General features: G+C 71.6%; 21 protein-coding genes. 4 read left to right on the forward strand and 17 right to left on the reverse strand.

The window, feature by feature from the left end; translation table 11 throughout:
• Nucleotides 1-112 precede the first annotated feature (112 nt).
• A complete protein-coding gene (locus QE359_RS03020; RefSeq protein WP_309777486.1) occupies nt 113-934 on the forward strand; it encodes a shikimate 5-dehydrogenase in 822 nt (273 codons plus the stop codon).
• On the opposite strand, the gene trpS is transcribed toward QE359_RS03020, so the two are convergent.
• Complete coding sequence (gene trpS, locus QE359_RS03025) at nt 915-1955, reverse strand: tryptophan--tRNA ligase (RefSeq protein ID WP_309777488.1); 1041 nt, start codon at nt 1953-1955, stop codon at nt 915-917. The genes QE359_RS03020 and trpS overlap by 20 nt on opposite strands.
• 231 nt (nt 1956-2186) lie before the next feature.
• On the opposite strand from trpS, the gene QE359_RS03030 reads away from it, so the two are divergent.
• Nucleotides 2187-2549 carry a hypothetical protein gene (locus QE359_RS03030; protein ID WP_070419333.1) on the forward strand — a complete coding sequence of 121 codons (363 nt, stop codon included), beginning with the start codon at nt 2187-2189 and terminating at the stop codon, nt 2547-2549.
• 154 nt (nt 2550-2703) lie between these two features.
• Here QE359_RS03030 and QE359_RS03035 read toward each other — a convergent pair whose 3' ends face one another.
• The 9 genes from QE359_RS03035 to QE359_RS03075 all read right to left on the reverse strand — a co-directional run bounded on the left by QE359_RS03035 (nt 2704) and on the right by QE359_RS03075 (nt 9376).
• Nucleotides 2704-2868, reverse strand: a complete 165-nt coding sequence (locus tag QE359_RS03035) for a hypothetical protein (protein ID WP_156794816.1) — start codon at nt 2866-2868, stop codon at nt 2704-2706.
• Between the two features lie 30 nt (nt 2869-2898).
• On the reverse strand, nt 2899-3057 hold the full coding sequence (locus QE359_RS03040) for a hypothetical protein (protein WP_156794815.1): 159 nt from the start codon (nt 3055-3057) through the stop codon (nt 2899-2901).
• 71 nt (nt 3058-3128) lie between these two features.
• Nucleotides 3129-3296 carry a hypothetical protein gene (locus QE359_RS03045; protein ID WP_022905510.1) on the reverse strand — a complete coding sequence of 56 codons (168 nt, stop codon included), beginning with the start codon at nt 3294-3296 and terminating at the stop codon, nt 3129-3131.
• On the reverse strand, nt 3293-3883 hold the full coding sequence (locus QE359_RS03050) for a hypothetical protein (protein WP_309777492.1): 591 nt from the start codon (nt 3881-3883) through the stop codon (nt 3293-3295). The genes QE359_RS03045 and QE359_RS03050 overlap by 4 nt, the downstream gene beginning before the upstream one ends.
• A gap of 9 nt (nt 3884-3892) precedes the next feature.
• Nucleotides 3893-5701: an alpha/beta fold hydrolase gene (locus QE359_RS03055; protein WP_309777493.1), complete on the reverse strand. Its 1809-nt coding sequence runs from the start codon at nt 5699-5701 to the stop codon at nt 3893-3895.
• Nucleotides 5698-6429 (reverse strand): class I SAM-dependent methyltransferase, encoded by a 732-nt coding sequence (locus tag QE359_RS03060; RefSeq protein ID WP_309777494.1) that lies wholly within the window; start codon nt 6427-6429, stop codon nt 5698-5700. The genes QE359_RS03055 and QE359_RS03060 overlap by 4 nt, the downstream gene beginning before the upstream one ends.
• Before the next feature lie 311 nt (nt 6430-6740).
• The gene (locus QE359_RS03065; protein ID WP_309777495.1) at nt 6741-7184 is read right to left on the reverse strand and encodes an SRPBCC family protein; all 444 of its coding nucleotides are present in this window, start codon (nt 7182-7184) and stop codon (nt 6741-6743) included.
• Nucleotides 7185-7186: 2 nt separating this feature from the next.
• The gene (locus QE359_RS03070) at nt 7187-8632 is read right to left on the reverse strand and encodes an NAD(P)/FAD-dependent oxidoreductase (RefSeq protein ID WP_309777497.1); all 1446 of its coding nucleotides are present in this window, start codon (nt 8630-8632) and stop codon (nt 7187-7189) included.
• 72 nt (nt 8633-8704) lie between these two features.
• A complete protein-coding gene (locus tag QE359_RS03075; RefSeq protein WP_071294162.1) occupies nt 8705-9376 on the reverse strand; it encodes a hypothetical protein in 672 nt (223 codons plus the stop codon).
• Nucleotides 9377-9479: 103 nt separating this feature from the next.
• On the opposite strand from QE359_RS03075, the gene QE359_RS03080 reads away from it, so the two are divergent.
• Nucleotides 9480-9755, forward strand: coding sequence for a hypothetical protein (locus QE359_RS03080; protein WP_309777500.1), 276 nt, complete (start codon nt 9480-9482; stop codon nt 9753-9755).
• Nucleotides 9756-9787: 32 nt separating this feature from the next.
• Here QE359_RS03080 and QE359_RS03085 read toward each other — a convergent pair whose 3' ends face one another.
• Genes QE359_RS03085 through QE359_RS03095 form a run of 3 tightly spaced genes read right to left on the reverse strand, consistent with a single transcriptional unit; the run spans nt 9788 to nt 12343 of the window.
• Nucleotides 9788-10315, reverse strand: coding sequence for a GNAT family N-acetyltransferase (locus tag QE359_RS03085; RefSeq protein WP_070417574.1), 528 nt, complete (start codon nt 10313-10315; stop codon nt 9788-9790).
• A 25-nt stretch (nt 10316-10340) separates the two neighbouring features.
• The gene (locus QE359_RS03090; protein ID WP_309777502.1) at nt 10341-11618 is read right to left on the reverse strand and encodes an ABC transporter permease; all 1278 of its coding nucleotides are present in this window, start codon (nt 11616-11618) and stop codon (nt 10341-10343) included.
• Nucleotides 11615-12343 carry an ABC transporter ATP-binding protein gene (locus QE359_RS03095; RefSeq protein ID WP_309777504.1) on the reverse strand — a complete coding sequence of 243 codons (729 nt, stop codon included), beginning with the start codon at nt 12341-12343 and terminating at the stop codon, nt 11615-11617. The genes QE359_RS03090 and QE359_RS03095 overlap by 4 nt, the downstream gene beginning before the upstream one ends.
• Before the next feature lie 80 nt (nt 12344-12423).
• Between QE359_RS03095 and QE359_RS03100 the strand changes: the two genes are divergently transcribed.
• A complete protein-coding gene (locus QE359_RS03100; protein ID WP_309777506.1) occupies nt 12424-13053 on the forward strand; it encodes a helix-turn-helix domain-containing protein in 630 nt (209 codons plus the stop codon).
• Here the strand turns inward: QE359_RS03100 and QE359_RS03105 are convergent.
• From QE359_RS03105 to QE359_RS03120, 4 genes are read right to left on the reverse strand one after another with little or no spacing between them, the layout of a single operon-like run.
• On the reverse strand, nt 13040-14122 hold the full coding sequence (locus QE359_RS03105; protein WP_309777507.1) for a glycine betaine ABC transporter substrate-binding protein: 1083 nt from the start codon (nt 14120-14122) through the stop codon (nt 13040-13042). The genes QE359_RS03100 and QE359_RS03105 overlap by 14 nt on opposite strands.
• The gene (locus QE359_RS03110; protein ID WP_309777509.1) at nt 14119-14880 is read right to left on the reverse strand and encodes an ABC transporter permease; all 762 of its coding nucleotides are present in this window, start codon (nt 14878-14880) and stop codon (nt 14119-14121) included. Before QE359_RS03110 ends, QE359_RS03105 begins: the two co-directional genes overlap by 4 nt.
• Nucleotides 14877-16145, reverse strand: coding sequence for an ATP-binding cassette domain-containing protein (locus QE359_RS03115; RefSeq protein ID WP_309777510.1), 1269 nt, complete (start codon nt 16143-16145; stop codon nt 14877-14879). The genes QE359_RS03110 and QE359_RS03115 overlap by 4 nt, the downstream gene beginning before the upstream one ends.
• Nucleotides 16132-16779 (reverse strand): ABC transporter permease, encoded by a 648-nt coding sequence (locus tag QE359_RS03120; protein WP_070417568.1) that lies wholly within the window; start codon nt 16777-16779, stop codon nt 16132-16134. The genes QE359_RS03115 and QE359_RS03120 overlap by 14 nt, the downstream gene beginning before the upstream one ends.
• Nucleotides 16780-16827 lie beyond the last annotated feature (48 nt).

A 16827-nucleotide genomic window follows, 5' to 3' on the forward strand; every position in this document is an offset into this window, starting at 1 on the left:
ATCCGACATCGAATCCGGGGGACACCCGGGTCCGTGGTGGGGACAACCCCACCCCCTCCACGTCTGACTCCTGTGGACCGCTCCATCCCCGCTGTCATGGGAGACTTACGACATGCCCATCCTCAACAAGGACATGCAGGTCTGCATCTCACTCGCCGCTCGACCGAGCAACATCGGCACCCGCTTCCACAACTTCCTCTACGACGAGCTCGGGCTGGAGTTCGTCTACAAGGCGTTCACCACGACCGACCTCCCCGGCGCGGTGACCGGCATCCGGGCACTCGGCATCCGCGGCTGCTCGGTCTCGATGCCCTTCAAGGAAGCGATCATCCCGCTCGTCGACGTCGTCGAGGAGTCCGCGGCGGCGATCGAGTCGATCAACACCGTGGTGAACGACGACGGCGTCCTCACGGCGTCGAACACCGACTACGAGGCAGTCGCGTCGCTGCTCGCCTCGCACGCCGTCGATCCGTCCGCGAGCGTGCTGCTCCGCGGCTCCGGCGGCATGGCCAAGGCGGTCACGGCGGCGTTCCGGGGTGCCGGGTTCGACGACCTCACCGTGGTCGCACGCAACGAGCAGGCGGGGCCGGCCCTCGCGGCGCAGTACGGGTACGAGTGGGTCGCCGACGAGCGGGACGCGCCGGTCACCGACGTCCTGGTGAACGTCACGCCCCTCGGCATGCGCGGCGACCAGCAGGACACGCTCGCCTTCGACCAGGATCGCGTCGGGGCGGCGACGACCGTGTTCGACGTGGTCGCGTTCCCGTCCGAGACCCCGCTGATCCGCGCCGGTCGCGCTGCGGACAAGCAGGTCATCACCGGTGCCGAGGTGATCGCGCTGCAGGCGGCGCGGCAGTTCGAGCGGTACACGGGCGTCGCGCTGACGGACGACCAGGTCCGCCGGGCGAGCGAGTTCAGTCGCAGCGAGGCCTGATCGGCTCGTCGGTGTACCGCATGCCCATCCGGGTGCGGACCTCGTCGAGGGTCGCCTCGGCGACCTCGTTCGCCCGACGGTTCCCGGCCGCCAGCACCGCTGTGACGATCGACGGGTCGCGAGCGAGTTCGGCACGACGGCGTCGGTGCGCGGCGAAGCGCTCGTTGACCGCCTCGACCGCGACACGCTTCACCGCCGCCGCGCCCGCTGAGCCGATCTCGTCGGCGATCGCCTCCGGGGTCGAGTCCGTGCAGAGTGCCGCGGTCGTGAGGAGCGCTGCGACCCCCGGCCGGCGCTCGGGGTCGAAGGTGATGTGCCGATCACCGTCCGTGCGTGCCCGTCGGATGACGTCCGCGGTCTCGTCGTCGGTCATGCCGAGCGCGATGGCGTTGCCGTAGCTCTTGCTCATCTTCCGGCCGTCGACACCGGGGACCTCTGGCGACGTCGTGACGAGCGGTTCCGGCTCGGGGAACAGCGCGCCGAACCGGTCGTTGAACCGCCGAGCGATCATCCGTGTCATCTCGACGTGCGGCAGGTTGTCCTTCCCGACCGGGACGAGGTTGCCCTTGCAGAACAGGATGTCCGCGGCCTGGTGGACGGGGTAGGTGAGCATCAGGCCGCTGAGCGCGCGACCGGATGCCGCGACCTCGGCCTTCACGGTCGGGTTGCGGTGCAGCTCCGCTGCGGTGACGAGGCTGAGGAACGGCAGCAGCAGCTGGTTCAGCGCCGGCACCGACGAGTGCGTGAAGACCGTCGTCGCGGCCGGGTCGAGTCCGGCCGCGAGGTAGTCGAGCACAGCCTCGCGGACATTCGAGGCGACGTGGTCAGCGGTGTCCCGATCGGTGATGACCTGGTAGTCGGCGAGCACCAGGAAGGTCTCGACCCCGCGCCGCTGCAGCGCGACGCGCTCGGCGATCGTGCCGAAGAAGTGCCCGAGGTGCAGCCGACCGGTCGGCCGTTCGCCGGTCAGGACGCGGAACCGGTCCGGTCGCGCCCGGATGCGGGCGTCGAGGTCGTGCATGCGGTGCTGTGTGGCGGTGAACGTGTCCACTGGAGTTGCCCTCTCGAGAGAAAGGGCTGCACGACGGTCCTGCGGTCTGCGAGCTGCCGTGCAGCCCGCGACCATGCGTCAGGAGGCTGCTACCGCAGCCACCACGAAGAACGAGGAGAACGCATGTCGGGATCGTAGCGCGAGCGTCGGCGCAGCGACACCCGTCCCCACCGCTCGATGTCGGCGCTCTACGCTGGTCGGATGCTCTCCCGACGTGACGCCGCCGTCCGGCTCGACATCTCCCTCGAGATGGCGACCCGGCACGGGATCCCCTCGCACCTCAGCGAGGCAGAACTCACGGCGATCGAGCAGGACCCGCCCGCCTGGCTCGTGCAGTCCCGAGCCAACCGCACCGGCACCAAGAAGGTCTGGGTCCGCCTCGAGTGCGTGGTCTGCGGCTTCGCGGAAGAGGCACGACCGAAGAAGTGGTGGCCCGACTGGGACCACCTGATGTGCGACTACCACGAGCCCTACCAGGCGCCGGACCCCGTCGCGGGCTTCACCCGGCACGAGGTCGAGGGCATCGGCAGCCGCTTCGTCGCGCTCGTCGACACCCGGCCGTAGCGCGGAGCGCACCCGCACCCCGCACCCGGACCGAGACGCACCCGCGCCGCGCCCTGATCGTGCACCGTCCACGACGGAAGGCACGGTACCGACCGGCACCGCGCCTCCCGTCCTGCCCGCACACGGCGCCCACCGGCGCCGTCACGCGGCTCCGTCAGTCGACGGCGTCCCCGATGGCGGCACCGACCCCGGCCGCCGCCACGACGGCGCCGGCCCAGGCCACCGCTGCCGGGGTGGCCGCGACGGGACGGAGACCACGGAACGTGGTCGCCTCGTCACTGTCGAACGGGACGGCGTCGAGCTGTCGTGTCTGCTGCATGCGCTGCTTCCTTCCTCGATGTCCTGCTGATCAGTTCCCGACGGCCTCTTCGACCGCGTACGCGGCGACCGCACCCGTGAAGACCGAGGTGGCGGCGAGCGCTGCGAGCGGGGTCGCGGCGAGGGGCTGCTCCGGTGCGAACCGCTGCCCGCGGTCGCTGTCGAACGCGATGTCGGCGATGGTGGTCATGCTGGATTCCTTCCGTTCTGCGATGGTGATGGTCGGGCGCAGGGCCCGGTTCCCGGCCCGGTGGGCCGAGGTCACTCTCGTCGTGCCGAGACGACGAAGACTGCGGCTGCGATGCCGAGCACGACCAGGACCGACAGCCACGCGAAGCCGGGCAGGTCGAACAGGAGTATCGCCACCGCGATGGCGATGAGCACGACGGGTGCTGCGAACCACAGCGCGGTCCGTGTGTTGGCGTTCATCTGGTCTCCTCCTTCGGTCGTGCGGACGCTGCGGAGGCGGCGTCCGGCTGCCGACGGGGGCCGTCCCCGTCGTGCATCGGTTCCCGTCGGGAGGCGAAGAGCTCCTCGACGGGCACGGTGTCGTCGTGACCGCCCGTGCGGACGATCGCGAACTGGACGGCATCGGCGCGACCACCGGTCTGCGCGGCGACGACGCGGCGGACGAAGGCGAGCAGCGCGCGGTAGTCTGCGCCCGTCTCGTACCCGTCCGGCAGCTGTTCCGCTGCCACCAGGAACCGTCCGACCACGTCGAACAGGCCCTTGTCGACCCGCCGGTCCGGGAACCACAGCATGTGCCGGAGCCGGCGCGCTGCGACGTCCTTGGTCCGCGTCCACTCGCTGACCACGTCGTCCTGCCGGTACCGGTGCAGCAGCTCGAAGTCCATCGAGGCGGGGATCGGTGCGAAGAAGCGCCAGTTCGGGATGAGCAGCGCGGCGGTGTCGACCTGCCGGACCCGATCGAACCGACGGTTCGGGTGCTGGCCGATGACCGTCGCGATGATCCAGAGCGCGAGGCCGATCGCGAGGGGCAGGGCCCCGACCGTCACTGCGGCGGCTCATCGGTCCACCCCGATCGCCTCGCGGACGAGTGCACCGACCCGTCGGACCGGTCCGGGGTGGACGAGCAGGCCGTCGTGGGTGGACAGGACGACCTCGCGGCGACCGTCGTGCTCGTGCGCGACGCGTTCGTGCGCGGCGCTCACGGCCGGTTGGAGTTCGTCGCTCGTGCTCGCCGTGACGACGAGCACGTCGGCACCCTCGGGGATGCGGCGTCCGGGTCGGTCGGCGACGAGGTCCGGCTCCGCCGCCTGCCACTCCGCACGGCCGGTGCGCCACAGTCGGGCGTTCCGGTACACGGGGCTCAGGTCGTCGGTCCGTCCCGGGCGTGCGGGGATCGCCCAGGTCGTGGCGTCGAGCAGCCATCCCCAGCCGGTCCGCAGGGACCACTCCATCAGCGGGAAGCCGTCCGTGAGCGACCGGACGGCGGTCAGGACGTCCTCGTCGGGTCGGTCCACGAAACCGGTGGTCGGGTCGAGGAGGACCACCCCGGCGACGTCGCGCCCGAGTTCGGCCGCGTGGCGTCGGAGCAGGTGCCCGCCGAACGAGTGCCCGACGAGCCAGAGGGGTCCGTCCCCGGCGTGGCGGCCGACGAGGAAACGGAGGTCCTCCGCGTAGGTGGCGAGCGTCGCGCCGGGTGCCGTGCTCGCCCCGGTACCGGGACGGTCGTACGTCAGCATGGCGACGTCGCCGCCGAGCTCCGCGATGATCGGGTCCCAGTACTCCTGGACCGCGACGAGCGAGTTCTCGAACACCACCAGGGGTGCGCCCGGGCCCGAAGCCGCCGGCCGGTACCGCACGGCCAGGCGCGAGCCGGCGGGCGTCTCGACCACGGTCTGCCCGGCACGGGGACGTCGACTGCGCCGGGCGTCCACGACCTGCCGGACCACGGCCTGCGTCCCGACCGCGGCCCCGATCACGCCGAGGACCCACGGGAACCCGTCGTGACGACGCGGCACGACCGATCGACGGTCCGCGGTGACGTAGAGCACCGCGGGCTGCAGTGCGAGGAACGCGGGGAGGAACCGACCGAGTCCCATGGTCGCGGCGATGGTGAGGTGCATCCCGGCGATCGCGCCGAGGTACGCCACGCGCATCCTCGGGCCGAGCACGAACACGATCGGGAACGCGCACTCGAGGACGAGTGTGGCGACCTCGCCCACCCGCGCCAGTGCCGGCCGGTCGCGCAGGACCCGCCACACCCACTCCGAACCGTAGGTCCGCGTGCGCATCACCCCGAGCAGCGCCGAGCCGTTCCGCCAGGGCTCACCCATCAGCTTCACCCACCCCGAGACGAGGTACGACAGCGTCGCCTGGCTCGCGACCGCCCACAGCGCGGTGTCCACCGTCGCGGGTCGTCCGGAGGCCCGGGCCACGCCCGACAGCGCCTGCGTGAAGAACGCCGCCTGGTCGCTGCCGTCGCCGCCGTTGTGGTGCAGCGGCCCGAGCGCGTAGCCGGTGAGCACCGTGACGGCGGACGCCGCGGCGCGGACGCGTCGGTCGCGGACCGGGGACAGGTGGACGAGGGCGGCGGCCACCCGGAGCCCGTGCATCGCGGTCACCACCCGGGGCCGGTAGACGCGGTCGAGCACGCGGCGCAGCCGCTCGTTGCGGACGAGCGCGGAGCCCCGCAGCAGGGTCCAGTCGTTCAGGCCGCCCGTCCGGCGGTTGTCCGCGTTCGCGAGGTGCTCGAGACTCCCCATCAGCACCACGAGCGCGGAGGCCCGCTCGGTCGCGGCGAGCACGTTCCCGCGGTCGGCCGACCGGTCGACGACACTGCGGACGACGCGGTCCACGAACCCGATCACGACGCCACCTCGAACTCGACCGTGTACGTGGGGGATTCCGGCGTCACCGGACCGCCGTCCCGGTCGCCCGCCACGGACCGCACCACGAGCCCGAGCTCCGCACCGAGGTCCGTGAGGACCTCGACCGGTGTGAGGAGGCTCACCTCGTTCCCGATGGTCGTCCGTCCGCCGTCGTGCCACAGGTGACTGACCTGCCAGAGTCCGGTCGGCTCGTCCAGGGTCGCGTAGGTCTGCAGACCACGGCCGGCGCCCGGGTAGGGGACGAACCAGGTCTCACGACGACGTCCGCCGTGCAGGCCGAGCACCGCGTCGGGGTTGTGCGTCTCGACGACCAACCGGCCGCCGTCGGCGAGGTGGTCCCGCGCGGTGGCGAGCGTCTCGCGCTGGTGCTCGCGGGTCAGCAGCATCGAGATGGACGCGCAGACGCAGAAGACCAGGTCGTACCGCCGTCCGAGGCGGAGGTCCGTCATCGAGCCCTGCACCAGGTCGAGGTCGACGCCGGCCTCGTCGGCGCCGTCGCGGCACCGGTCGAGCATCTCGGCGGACAGGTCGACGCCGGTGACGGTGATGCCCCGCTGCGCGAGCGGGATCGCCACGCGACCGGTCCCCACGCCGAGCTCGAGCGCCGTCGCCGGTGCGCTGGAAGCGAGCACGTCGACGAGCCCCGGGTCCGGCGGGAAGACGTCGTCGTAGATCTCCGCGAACTGCTGCCCGTACGTGTGCTGCACGACCCGACCCCCCTCGGCGCCGGGCTCCCTCGGCCCGACACCGAGGGACGGTATGCCTGTACGTTCGCTCAGTCACACGAGTCCCGACGATCGCTCAGGCTGCTCGGAGGCGTTCGCCAGGTCCGGTCGGCACCCCGCCCCGGCGCGTGCGCCGCGTCGAGCCGCACCAGCTCGGGGAAGCAGCAGGATGCGGACCGGATCGGGTCGGTCGGGCACGCGGTGGACCGGTGTGTACCCCGGCTGCGCGGTCAGTCGGCGACCACAGGACGGACGGGAGGCGCGATGCGGGCCCGCACCGCGCCTCCCGTCCCTCAGGACGTCGCGGCGCGACCCGCGGCCACCCAGCCGAGCCGCCGCAGCGTCTCGCGGTTGCGGATCCAGATCATCGGCTGCATCAGGAAGTCCGGCATCCAGGCGCCCGGCCCCGCCACGGCGTTCTCCACGATGGTGACCTTGCAGCCACGGCGGTGCTCCTCGACGACGAGCTCGACCCGGGCCTCGCCGAGGGGCCACCCCTTCGGCTGGATGACCATGCGGTGCGGGGCGTCCCACTCGAGGACCGTCGTCACGTCGTCGATCACGAGCGGCCAGACGCCGAACGAGTGGTGCAGGCGGGTGCCGACCGCCGGCCAGCCCGGGTCCTGCCCGCGCATCCGCGAGGCGCCGACGACCCACGTCGTGAAGAGCCAGCCGTCCGCGAGCACGTCGAAGACGTCCTCCGGGCGGCAGTGCAGGATGCGGACGTTCTTCGCCATGGTCAGTCCTCCGGTGTGAGATCGACGTGCTCGGGCAGCCCGAACGTGTGCCGCAGGGCGCTCCGGGCCGCGTGCCAGCCGGCCATGCCGTGCACACCGGGGCCGGGGGCGGACGCCTCGGAGCAGAGGTACATGCCGCCGCCCATGCGCCACGGGTCGGACGACAGCACCGGGCGCTTGACCAGCTGCCAGAAGCTCGCGGCCCCCGCGGCGATGTCACCGCCGACGTAGTTCGGGTTGTACGCGCCCATCTCGACCGCGGTGCGGCTGCTCGACTGCAGGACGGTGTCGCGGAACCCGGGCGCGAACCGCTCGATCTGCCGCGTGATCGCCTCGGTCTGGTCGACGTCCGACCCGGCGGGGACGTGCGCGTAGGCCCAGAAGACGTGCTTGCCCGCGGGCGCGCGGCTCGGGTCGACCACGGTGGGCTCCGAGCCGAGCACGTACGGACGCTCGGCGTGCTGGCCGCGTGCGACCGCGCCCTCGGCGGCCGCGATCTCGGCGCGGGTCCCGCCGATGTGCACCGTGCCGGCACGGCGGAGTGCCTCGTTCGTCCACGGGACCGGGTCGGAGAGCGCGAAGTCGACCTTCGCGGCGGCGTTGCCGAACCGGAAGCGCCGGAGGGCACCCCGTCGCGGCGTCGGGATCTGCTTCCCGGCGATCCGCAGCATCCCGGGGACGCTCGTGTCGAACAGCACCGCCTTGGCCGGGGTGAGGTCGGCGAGCGAGCGGACCTCGCGCCCGGTCTCGATCCGGCCGCCGTGCGCGACGAGGTCGGCGGCGAGCGCGTCGACGATCGCCTGGCTGCCGCCGATCGGGACGGGCCAGCCCCGCGCGTGCGCGTAGGCACCGAGCGACAGCGCGGCGGCGGCCGTGGCGAGGGACGGCATGTGCTGGATCGAGTGGGCCGCGACGCCGGAGACCATGGCGGGGGCGACCTCGTCGCGGAAACGCAGGTTCCACGCACTCGTGCCCTGCTCGAGCGCCCGCAACCCGAACCGGAGGACGCTCAGCGGGTGCCGCGGCACGTGCAGCAGGGCGCCGGTGGCGAAGTCGGCGACCTGGTCGGCGTTGCCGGACAGGGGGGCCATGAGCTGCCGGAACGCCGGGCCGTCGACACCGAGCGACTCCGCGGTGCGCGCGAGGTCCTGGTACGCGATCCCGGCACGGCCGCCGTCGAGCGGGTGCCCGTACTGGACCTCGGGCAGGCGGAGTTCGATGCGGTCCTCGAGGCGGAAGCGCCGGAAGAACTCGGACTGCAGCGCCATCGGGTGCACGGCGGAGCACACGTCGTGCAGGAACCCGGGCAGCGTGAGTTCGGCGGTCCGCGCACCACCGCCGATCGTGTCGGCGCGTTCGACGACCTCGACCGACAGCCCGGCACGCGCGAGCGTCACCGCCGCCGCTAGTCCGTTCGGTCCGGCTCCGACGACCACCGCATCCACCATGCCCCCGAGCCTAGGGACCGCTGCTGCGCGCCGTCTCGGTCGGGGCGCGGCGCGCCCGGTGCAGGTGAGGCGTCAGACGCGCGCCGCGTCCGGGTCCGCCGGGTCCGACCCGTCGTCGCCCGCGTCCGCCGCGTCGGGCTCGTCGGCGTCCACCGGGGTCGATCCCACCGGGTGCTCCGCCAGCAGGGCCGCGAAGTCCTCGTCGAGCATCTGCTGCAGCCGGTCGTCCCGCCCGACCTCGTAGTCGTCCGCCGGACGCTGCGCCCACCCGAGCCGCCCGACGACGGTCGTGCCGATGTCGTCCCAGGCGCGGGCACGTGCGGCGAGGACGATGCCGTCGACGAAGCCCTGGTCGTCCCGGCGCTTGTCGAGCATCGTCGCGAGCTGCTCGTACGTCGCCTCACGCGTGCGGAGCTTGAGGTCGTCACCGCGGCGGTAGTCGTGCTGGTGCCGCGAACGGCCCTTCTGCTTGCTCGACCTCGAGCGGATCTCGCGCATCCGGGCAGCGTCGCCGCGCTGTTCCTCGGCCATGCGGTGGAGTTCCTCGCGCGCGGCGTCGGCGATGACGGCGTGGTCGAAGTACCCCTCGTCGCGGAGGGCGTTCGTGATGATCCGGTTGCCCACGGCGATGGTGACCGCGGCCTTCGCGATGAGGAAGCCCTCGTCGACGGCGCGCTTCAGTTCGACCTGACTGACGGGTCGGTCGCGCACGTCGTGCTTGCTGCGTCGTCCGAACAAGGCCATGCAGTCGACGATACCGGCGTCCGGTGACCATCCGTCCGCAGGTGGAACCGGATCAGGCCCTGGAGGGACGACCCGCCTCCCACGGACCCGTAGCGTCGGGTGCATGGTCACGTCCTCGGAATCCCCCCGCACCGGGCTCGGCACGGCGAGTCTCGTCCTCGGTGTCTGCTCGTTGCTCGCCGGCTGGACGTTCGTCGCGCCGATCGTCGGGCTGTGCCTCGGCGTCGCCTCGCGGAGCCGCGAACCGTTCGCCCGCGGACGTGCCGGGTGGGGGATCTTCCTGAACCTCGTCGCACTGGCGGTGTGGATCCTGCTGCTCGTGCTGCTCGTGGTGGGCGGCGCGTTCGCCGTGTGGTCGGGCGCGACGCAGGGCCGCTGACCCGGTCGGCCCTGGGGCCCGGAGCTGCCCGCTCAGAACACGAGGCCGTACACGGCGACGTCCACCCGCACCGGCCCCAGGGGCATCGCGCTCCGCAGGGTGCCCTCGTGCGTGAAGCCGAGCCGCTCGGCGAGGCCCCGGCTGCGCACGTTGTCGACCGCCGTCCGGATCTCGGCACGCGCGGCGCCCCGCGCCCGGGCCACCCCGACGAGGACGGTGGCGGCGCGCCGGGCGACACCCCGTCCCTCCTGGCCCGCGTCCACCCAGTAGCCGAGCGATGCCTGCCCCAGGTAGGGGTCGAAGGCGAGCGAGGCGGCACCCACGACCCGGTCGTCCTGCCGGATGACGCAGGGCAGCGCGCGGTCCATCGCGTACTGGCCGAGCAGGTGTTCGGTGTGCAGGCCGATCGTCTCGACGGTCTGCTCCTGCCACGCCCACGGCTCCGCGGCACGGAGCCGGTCGGCGTTCGCGACGACGAGCTCGTGCAGCGGCCGGACGGTGGTGAGGTCGCGCAGCGTCAGCGTGTACCCGTCCCCGAGGTCCCGTCCGAACGCCGCCACCCCTCGAGACTAGGCACGCGTGCGCCTACTCGTACCGGAGCGCCTCGATCGGGTTCTGCCGGGCCGCCCGACGCGCCGGCAGCGTGCCCGCGAGGAAGGCGATGAACATCACCACGAGGATGATCGTGATCACCGAGGACGGCGCGAACTGCATGATCTGCAGCCCCGGCAGGTCCTTGAGGACGGTCCCGGCGAGGACGTTCGAGATCCCCGTCCCGAGCAGGATCGCCACGCCCGCACCGATCGCACTGCCGAGGAACCCGATGAACACGGCCTCGAGCGAGAACAGCGTGTAGACCTTCCCGCCGCCCATGCCCATCGCCTTCATCAGGCCGATCTCACGCGTGCGCTCCTGCACGCTCATGAGCAGCGTGTTGATGATGCCGAACCCGGCCGCGACGAGCGCGATCACGGCGAAGGCGTTGAGCACGCCGACGATGCCGTTGATGACCGTCTGGAACTGGCCGAGCTGGTCCTGGATGGTCTGCCCGGTGTAGCCGTCCTTCGACAGGGCGCTCTTCACGCTGCTGGCCGACGCACCGCTGTCGAGCGTGGCGGTGGCGCTGGCGTACGAGGTGGCGATCGACGAGGGCTTGCCGGTCTCCTGCGCGGCCTGCATCGCGTCGGTGAGGGCGGCGTTCGCACCGGCACCGCCGCCGAACAGCGACTCGTTCTGTACCCCCGCGATCGTGGCGGTCAGGGTGTGCTCCTTGCCCTGGTAGTCGTCGACCGCGACGGTCAGCTCCTTGCCCACGGCGGCCTTCGCGCTGCCGAGACCGAGGTTCTCCAGGTAGTTCGTGGGCAGGAGCACCTGGTTGCCGGCGGAGGACGCGTCGTCGAGCTGCTTCCCGGCGGCGAGGTCGGCGTCGAGCTCCCCGGCGTTGGCGGCGATGTCGACGACGTACTTGCCCTTCCCGTCGTACTCGACCCACTTCGTGCTCAGGGCGACGGCGGGGCGGACGCTCTTCACCCCCGAGACGTCCGTGATCTTGGCGACGTCCGACTGGGACAGGTACGCGAACGAGGCCGGCCCGCGGTCCACGCTCTGGCTCGACTTGTCGGGGTCGTACTTCGCCGGCCCGGAGTCGGTCGACGACTCGACGGCCTTGGTGATCGTCAGCGACCCGGTGTCGCCGATGGAGGCCACCTGGGTGTCGATGTAGTTGCTGACGCCCGTGCCGATGGCCGAGGTCAGGGTGATCGTGAACGCGCCGATGAAGATCGCGATGACCGTCAGCGTCGTGCGCAGCTTCGACCGGAAGGTGTTCGCGACCGCGGTGCGGAAGAGGTCGAGGACGTTCATGCGGAGTGCCTTCCGTGGGTGGCCGGCGCGTCGACGGCGTCGTCGCTCCCGCCCACGATGAGTCCGTCGCGCACGTTGACGCGCCGGTCGCAGCGTTCGGCGAGTTCCTCGTCGTGGGTGACGACCACGAGGGTGATGCCCCGGTCGCGCTGCAGCCCGAAGAGCATGTCCTCGACCACCTGCCCCGTGTTCGTGTCGAGGTTGCCGGTCGGCTCGTCCGCGAAGATGACGCTCGGCTCCCCGACGAGTGCACGCGCGATGACCACGCGCTGCTTCTGCCCGCCGGACAGGTCGTTGGCGTCGTTCTTCGCCTTGTCGGCCAGGCCGAGGGCGTCGAGTGCGGCCATGCCCCGGCGCTTCCGCTCGGCACCGGAGACGCCGGCGATCTTCAACGGGAGCACGACGTTCTCGAGCACCGAGGTCTTCGGCGTGAGGAAGAACTGCTGGAAGACGAACCCGAAGGTGCTGTTCCGCGTGCGGTTCACCTGCCGCGCGCTGAGCGTCGCGGCGTCGGTGCCGTCGAGGAGCACCTGGCCCGCCGACGGCTTGTCGAGCAGCGCGAGGAGGTGCATGAGCGTGGACTTCCCGGAGCCGGACTTGCCGACGATCGCGAGGCTCTCGCCCTGGTCCACCTGCAGCGACACGCCCTTGAGCGCGTCGAACCGCGTCGCGCCGCGGCCGTAGGTCCTGGCGAGGCCGCGGGCCTCGAGCACGGGAGTGGTCATGCGCCCACCGTACTGTCCGCTGCACGACTGCAAGTTTGCGTTTGCTGTAAACGATGTGACGTTCCGGTTACAGTCGGGCCATGCCCGACACCGCGCCCGCCTCCGAGATGGGCCTCCGCGACCGCAAACGCCTCGAGACCCGGCACCGGATCGCCGAGGCGGCACGCTCCCTCGCACTCGAACAGGACATCGACCGCACCACGATCGAGCAGATCGCCGCGCGCGCCGAGGTCTCCCCGCGCACGTTCTTCAACTACTTCGAGAGCAAGGAGGACGCGGTCCTCGGGCACACCGAGCTCGACCTCGCGCCCGAGACGCTCGACGCCCACCTGGCCGCCGTCGCGGGGGAGCCCGCGGCGCAGGCCGTGGTGGACCTGGCGTTCCTGGTGTTCGGGGAGTCCTTCGGTGACGAGCACGAGCGGCTCGCCCGGAAGGAGGTGATCGTGCGCTTCCCGCAGCTCATGCGCCGCCAGGTCTCCCGGATGACCACGGTCGCCGAGGCGATGACGGGCGCGGTCCGGACGATCCTCGAGCGGGACCCGGCCTGGGGTCCGGACGCGGCCACGCCCCAGGCGGCCGAGATGCTGCTCGGCATGTGCATGACCGGGCTGCGGAGCTCGGCGCGCCACGAGGGGTCGGACCCGGAGGAGGTCCGCGCGCAGGTGGTCGCGACGATCCGCGACACCGCCGCGCGCATCACGGCTTCGTGATGAAGCCCTCCTTGACCATCCAGTCGAAGGCGACGTCGGCGGGCTCCCGACCCTCGACGTCGACCTGCCGGTTCAGCTCCTGCAGCACGGCGTCCGTGAGCTTCGGCGAGATCTGGTCGTAGACGTCCTCGAGCTGCGGGTACTCCTTGAGCGTCGCCGAGTCGAGCACGGGCGCGACGTTGTACGCCGGGAAGAAGCCCTTGTCGTCCTCGAGCACGGTGAGCCCGAGCGACTTGATGCGGCCGTCGGTGGTGAAGACCTCACCGAAGTTGCACTTGCCACGATCGGTCGCGGTGTAGACCGTGCCGGTGTCGAGGATGCTGACGTTCTTCGTCGGGATGCCGTTGTCGCCCGAGCCGCCGAGCTCGAGCCCGTACTTCTTCAGCATCGGCTTGAAGCCGTCGGCACGGGAGTTGAACTCGGACTCGACGCAGAACGTCCGATCGCTGACGGGGAGGTTCGTGATGTCGGAGAGGGACTTGATGTTCCCGAGCTCCGAGACGGCTTCGTCGCGGACGGCGAAGGCGTACGTGTTGTTCATCGGCGCCGGCTCGAGCCAGGTGAGGCCGTTGCCGGCGTCCTCCTGCTTCACCGCTTCCCACTGCTCGGTCTTGTCCGGGATGCCCTCGCTGTGGCCCATGAAGGTCAGCCAGGCCGTGCCCGTGTACTCGTAGGTGAAGTCGGCGCCGTGCGAGGTCATCAGCTCGCGGACGGCGACACTGCCCGGCACGTTCGTCTCGTCGGTGACGTCGAACCCGGCGGCCTTCGCGGCGAGCACGGCGATCTTGCCGAGCACGAGCTGCTCGGTGAAGTTCTTCGAGGTCACGGTGATGTGCGCGCCGTCCGGCAGGTCGTCGATGCGCTGGATCGAACCGGGGTCCGCGGCGGGGACGAAGGACGTCGCCGGCTGCAGGCCGCAGCCGGTCAGCACGAGGGCGGCCGCGCCCGCCACGGCGGTGGCGGTCGCGACCCGGCGACGGACGGTCGGATGGGAGGCGCGGCGTGCGCCCCGCAGATCGGCGCGCGGCGCGTCGTGGGTCGCGTTCAGGGCGTGGGTCCCGTGGGTCATCGGAGTCCCTTCGGTCGTGCGACCGTCTCGACCACGCGGCCGATCCAGTCGATGGACAGGGCGAGGAGCGCCACGAGGAGCGCCCCGGAGACGAGGACCTTCGGCAGGAACAGGTTCACGCCCGTGGTGATGAGCAGTCCGAGGCCACCGGCGCCGACGAACGTCGCCAGGCTCGCGGTGCCGACGAGCAGCACCAGCGCGGTGCGGATGCCGGAGAGCATGACCGGCACGGCCAGCGGCAGCTCGACCTTCACGAGCACGCTGAACGCGCTCATGCCCATGCCCCGCCCGGCCTCGACCAACCGCGAGTCGACGCTCTGGATGCCGATCATGGTGTTCCGGAGCACCGGCAGGATCGCGTAGAGCACGAGGGCGACGACGGCCGACCACGAGTTCAGGCCGAGCCACGCGGCGAGCAGCACGATGAGCCCGACGGCCGGTGCCGCCTGCCCGAAGTTGGCGACGGCGAGCACGTACACGCTCGCCCGGCGGAGCGGCCCGCGGGTGAGCAGGACGCCGAGCGGGATGCCGATCACGAGCACGAGCACGGTCGACTCGAGGGTCAGCACGAGGTGCTGCCCGGTGAGCGCGAGGATGTCCGCCGGGTTGAGCGTGGTGCGCTCGGTCGGCGTGAGGTCCGCCGTGGCGAGCCAGACCGCGAACCCGGCGAGGACGACGAGGATGGCGATCGGCTGCACGAGCAGCCCCTTCCACCCGGTGCGGCTGCCCGTCCCCGTCCCGGCGGCGACCGCGCTCACAGGTCCTCCCCGCTGGTCGCCACCACGGGCGACGACGGCATGGTCTCGATCGGGTTCGTGTTCGTCCCGACCGGCGTGTACGCCTGGTCCTGGGCGGCGGCGGCGCGCGACCGGGTGATCGCGTCCATGACCGTCTCGACCGTGATGACGCCCTGGAACGCCTCGCCGCGGCCGGTCACGAGTGCGGCGCCGGCGCTCGACACGAGCATGGTGTCGAGCGCGTCGTTCAGGGTGGCGGCCCCGCCCACGACGGGCAGGTCGGGCTCGATGCCCTCCGGGATCCGGTCGAGCCGCTCGAGCTGACGACGCGTCGGCCACCCGATCGGACGCTGTCGGCGGTCGACGACGACGGCGTGCCCGTGGCCACCGGCCTCCTGCATGCGCTGCAGCACGGCCTTCGCCTCCTCGCCCGGCGAGCAGGTCACCGCGGGGGCGAGCTCGACGTCGCGGACCCGGTTCAGCGTGAGCTGCTTGAGTCCGGCGCCGGACCCGATGAAGTTCTCGACGAACTCGTTCGCCGGCTCGGCGAGGATCCGCTCCGGGGTGTCGTACTGCACGATGTGGGCACCCTCGGTGAAGATCACGATCCAGTCGCCGAGCTTCACGGCCTCGTCGAAGTCGTGGCTCACGATGACGATCGTCTTGTGCAGCTCCTCCTGGATGCGGAGGAGCTCGTCCTGCAGGCGCTGGCGGGTGATCGGGTCCACCGCGCCGAACGGCTCGTCCATGAGCAGGACGGGCGGGTCCGCGGCGAGCGCCCGGGCGACGCCGACGCGCTGCTGCTGACCGCCGGAGAGCTCGCGGGGGAACCGGTCGCGGTAGGTGTCGGGGTCGAGCGAGACGAGGTCGAGGAGCTCGTCGACGCGGGCCGCGATCTGCTCCTTCGACCACCCGAGCATCTTCGGGACGATCGCGATGTTCGCCGCCACGGTCATGTGCGGGAAGAGCCCGCCGGCCTGGATCACGTAGCCCATGCGGCGACGGAGCTCGTCCGCGTCGATCCCCGTGACGTCGTCCTCACCGACGACGATGCGTCCCTCGGTCGGTTCGATCAGGCGGTTGATCATCTTGAGCGTGGTCGTCTTGCCGCAGCCGGACGGGCCGACGAGCATGACGATCTTGCCGGCCGGGATCTCGAGCGTGATGCCGTCGACCGCGGGCTTCGCCTGACCGGGGTACCGCTTCGTGACCTCGTCGAGCAGGATGCGGCGGCCGGTGACGTCGCCGGCGGGAGCGGTGGTGGTGGCGGAGTCAGTGCTGGACACGGATACCTCTCGAGATGGTCAGACGGCCGAGGCCGAGGAGGAGCAGGTCGAGGACGAGGGCGAGCAGGACGACCCCCACCACCCCGACCGTCACGGAGAAGAGGGCGTTCGCACCGCCGAGGCGGGACAGCCCGGAGAAGATGAAGCCGCCGAGCCCGGGGCCGAGCGCGTAGGCGGCGATCGCGGCGATGCCCATCACCATCTGCGCGGACACCCGCACACCGCTGAGGATGATCGGCCACGCCATCGGCAGCTCGACCTGGAGCAGGGTCCGGAACCGGCTCATGCCGATGCCCCGCGCCGACTCGACCACCGTCGGCGGGATCTCGGCGAGACCGACGACGGCGTTGCGCAGGATCGGCAGCGTCGCGAAGAAGACGACCGTCACCACGGACGGCACGACGCCGAAGCCGAGCGGCACGATGAGCAGACCGATGACCGCGAAGGACGGGAGCGTCAGGCCGATCGCCGAGACCCCGTTCGCGACGGAGGTGAGCCGTTCGCTGCGGTAGACGAGCGTGGCGAGGACCACGGCGATGAGCGTCGCGAGCACCGTGCACTGGACGACCAGTGAGAAGTGCTGCCACGACGCGAACCAGATCTGGTCCCACCGCTCCCCGATGTACTGGAACACGCGCAGAACGCTCCCCTCCGGTCGGCCGAACTGCCCACGGGTCGGGGC

Source organism: Curtobacterium sp. SORGH_AS_0776 (genome assembly GCF_031453355.1).
Classification (GTDB): domain Bacteria; phylum Actinomycetota; class Actinomycetes; order Actinomycetales; family Microbacteriaceae; genus Curtobacterium.

What these genes read in the sequence shown, in the direction of transcription:
- QE359_RS03020 (WP_309777486.1), top strand. Translation starts at nt 113, where the DNA reads ATGCCCATCCTCAACAAGGACATGCAGGTCTGCATCTCACTCGCCGCT.
- trpS (WP_309777488.1), bottom strand. Translation starts at nt 1,955, where the DNA reads ATGCACGACCTCGACGCCCGCATCCGGGCGCGACCGGACCGGTTCCGC.
- QE359_RS03030 (WP_070419333.1), top strand. Translation starts at nt 2,187, where the DNA reads ATGCTCTCCCGACGTGACGCCGCCGTCCGGCTCGACATCTCCCTCGAG.
- QE359_RS03035 (WP_156794816.1), bottom strand. Translation starts at nt 2,868, where the DNA reads ATGCAGCAGACACGACAGCTCGACGCCGTCCCGTTCGACAGTGACGAG.
- QE359_RS03040 (WP_156794815.1), bottom strand. Translation starts at nt 3,057, where the DNA reads ATGACCACCATCGCCGACATCGCGTTCGACAGCGACCGCGGGCAGCGG.
- QE359_RS03045 (WP_022905510.1), bottom strand. Translation starts at nt 3,296, where the DNA reads ATGAACGCCAACACACGGACCGCGCTGTGGTTCGCAGCACCCGTCGTG.
- QE359_RS03065 (WP_309777495.1), bottom strand. Translation starts at nt 7,184, where the DNA reads ATGGCGAAGAACGTCCGCATCCTGCACTGCCGCCCGGAGGACGTCTTC.
- QE359_RS03070 (WP_309777497.1), bottom strand. Translation starts at nt 8,632, where the DNA reads ATGGTGGATGCGGTGGTCGTCGGAGCCGGACCGAACGGACTAGCGGCG.
- QE359_RS03075 (WP_071294162.1), bottom strand. Translation starts at nt 9,376, where the DNA reads ATGGCCTTGTTCGGACGACGCAGCAAGCACGACGTGCGCGACCGACCC.
- QE359_RS03080 (WP_309777500.1), top strand. Translation starts at nt 9,480, where the DNA reads ATGGTCACGTCCTCGGAATCCCCCCGCACCGGGCTCGGCACGGCGAGT.
- QE359_RS03090 (WP_309777502.1), bottom strand. Translation starts at nt 11,618, where the DNA reads ATGAACGTCCTCGACCTCTTCCGCACCGCGGTCGCGAACACCTTCCGG.
- QE359_RS03095 (WP_309777504.1), bottom strand. Translation starts at nt 12,343, where the DNA reads ATGACCACTCCCGTGCTCGAGGCCCGCGGCCTCGCCAGGACCTACGGC.
- QE359_RS03100 (WP_309777506.1), top strand. Translation starts at nt 12,424, where the DNA reads ATGCCCGACACCGCGCCCGCCTCCGAGATGGGCCTCCGCGACCGCAAA.
- QE359_RS03105 (WP_309777507.1), bottom strand. Translation starts at nt 14,122, where the DNA reads ATGACCCACGGGACCCACGCCCTGAACGCGACCCACGACGCGCCGCGC.